This is a genomic window from Bellilinea sp. (assembly GCF_034432615.1).
Lineage (GTDB): Bacteria > Chloroflexota > Anaerolineae > Anaerolineales > Anaerolineaceae > Bellilinea.
Genome location: NZ_DAOUBL010000338.1, coordinates 1 through 2,433, shown reverse-complemented (window position 1 = coordinate 2,433; position 2,433 = coordinate 1). Strand labels below are relative to the sequence as shown.

2 protein-coding genes are annotated in these 2,433 nt (G+C 59.0%); both read left to right on the top strand.

Features of this window, described 5'->3' with window-relative positions:
• Positions 1-1,562, top strand: a 1,562-nt coding sequence (locus tag VAE48_RS15265; RefSeq protein ID WP_322794195.1) for a molybdopterin-dependent oxidoreductase, incomplete at its 5' end; no start/stop codon positions are given.
• Positions 1,563-1,595: 33 nt separating this feature from the next.
• Positions 1,596-2,312, top strand: coding sequence for a 4Fe-4S dicluster domain-containing protein (locus VAE48_RS15260; RefSeq protein WP_322794194.1), 717 nt, complete (start codon positions 1,596-1,598; stop codon positions 2,310-2,312).
• The last annotated feature ends 121 nt before the right edge of the window (positions 2,313-2,433 follow it).

The window sequence follows — 2,433 nt, the reverse complement described above, 5'->3', positions numbered from 1 at the left end:
AAGCCAGCCTGCCGTACTTTGACCTGGCCAACGCCGAAGTAACTTTTGCCTTTGGGGCAAACTTTCTGGAAAACTGGCTGTCGCCGGTGGCTTACACCCGCGCCTACGGGGAATTCCGTCAGGGACGCCCAACCCGGCGCGGTTACCTGGTGGTGTTTGAACCGCGCCAGTCGCTCACGGCCGGCAATGCCGATGAGTGGATTCCCATCCGCCCGGGCAGCGAAGCCATCCTCGCGGCGGTTTTCAACCGTCTGGTAGCAGAAGCGCGTGGCAAACCGGTCTCTCCTGCCTTCAGCACCGTAACGGTCAGCGCTGCGGCAGCCGCCAGCGGGATTGCGGAAGAAAAAATCCGCGAACTGGCTGAAATGTTTACTGCCTCTGCTCATGCGCTTGCCATTCCGGGCGGAAGTGCCCTGGCGCAGGCTGATGGACTGATAACCGCCCAATCTCTGCTCTACCTGAATGCACTGGTAGATAATCTCGGTCAGCCCGGCGGGGTGTTCCTCACCCCGGCCGAAGCTTCGGCAACCGATTTTGCCGCAGTCAAAGAACTGGTGCGCCGCATGGCCGACAGCAAAGTGAAGGTGCTCTTTATTCACGGCGTCAACCCGCTGTTTGAGTTTCCGGCAGCGCTCGGTTTTGCCGATGCCCTTTCTAAAGTCCCGCTGGTGATTTCGTTTGCTTCCTTCCCGGATGAAACCGCACTCGCCAGCGACTACATTTTGCCGGACCACACCCCGCTCGAATCATTCGGCTATCAGCGCGTACTGGCAGGCAGTGACCGCCCGGCATATTCTTCCTTTCAGCCGGTGGTTGTGCCGTTGTATGATACCCGCGCCACGGCGGATGTTCTGCTGGCAGCCGTCAAACAACTGGGAACGGCAGCCGCCCAGGCTTTCCCCTATAAAGACGAAGTGGAATACATTCAGCAGAAGCTGCTGCCCCTGATTGATGCCGGCGGCTTTTACACCGCACCGGAGATTTTCACCTTCTGGTCACGCTGGCTGCAATACGGCGGCTGGTGGACCGCCTCCCCCCGGCTGACACCCCCGCCTCAGGCAACGCCACCCCAGGGGAGTTACTCGTTCACACCGCCACAGGAGTTGGAAGAAGGCAAGCAGTTTTACCTGATCACTTTTCCCAACCACCTGGGGGATGGCAGCGGCGCAAACCGCCCATGGTTACAGGAACTGCCCGACTGGATGACCACGGTGACATGGAATTCGTGGGTGGAAATTAACCCCAAGACCGCCGAAGAACTGGGCCTGCACGATGATGATGTTGTGCGCATCAGCACGCCTTACGGGTTTGTAGAAGCCAGTGTGTACCGCTATCCGGCCATCCGACCGGATACGATTGCCATTCCCTTTGGTCAGGGACACACCGCGCTTGGGCGCTGGGCAGAAGGGCGCGGCTGCAACCCGGCACAAGTTCTGCCGACCACGACCAACCCGGCCGGCGACCTGACCTATGGCAGTGTGGTGGCAACCATCCTGCCAACCGGCAAACGCCGCCCGCTTGCCCGTGTGGAGAGCAAAGAGGGCATCTACGGGGAACATTAATGTTAGCGATGGAAAAACCAAGGAGAGAGACTCATGGCTGAACAAAAAGCACCTCAAAAATGGGGACTGGTGGTTGACCTTGACCGCTGCACCGGTTGTAATGCCTGTATTGCTGCCTGTTCGATGGAAAATAACATTCCTTTCGTTGGTGAGGACGAGGTTGCCTACGGACGCGCAATGTACTGGCTCTACAACAAACGCGATTGGGCCGGTGAATACCCCGAAGTCAAACCGGCCTTTGAACCGGTCATGTGCCAGCAGTGCGGTAATGCCCCATGTGAACCGGTTTGCCCCGTGTTTGCCTCGGCGCACAGTGAAGAGGAGCAGGTCAACCTGGCGGTTTATAACCGCTGCATTGGCACCCGCTACTGCGCCAATAACTGCCCCTATCATTCCCGCCAGTTCAATTTCTTTGACCACGACCTGCCCGAACCGATGAATTCCTACCTCAATCCGGACGTGACCGTCCGCCGCCGGGGTGTGATGGAAAAATGCACCTTCTGCGTTCAGCGCATTGTGCGCGGAAGGCAGAAAGCGGCTGCCGAAGGGCGCGAGGTGGAAGACGGCGAAATCCAGCCCGCCTGCGTACAGGCCTGCCCGGCAGGAGCGCTGGTGTTTGGGGATATGAGCAACCCGCAAACGAAAGCCAGCCAGATGGCGCGCAATCAACGCCGCTATCAATTGCTGGAAGAGCTGGGCACCCTGCCCCGCGTAACTTATCTCAAAGGAGGTGGACGGTATGGCGGCTGAAACCGAACTGCTGCAAGCCATTAAGCCCGTCGAGCACGCCGAAGAAGACCCGCGCGAACACCTGATGTTCGACCCATGCCCGCGCGAGGAAATGAACCGCATGGTCATGGAAGCCATGACG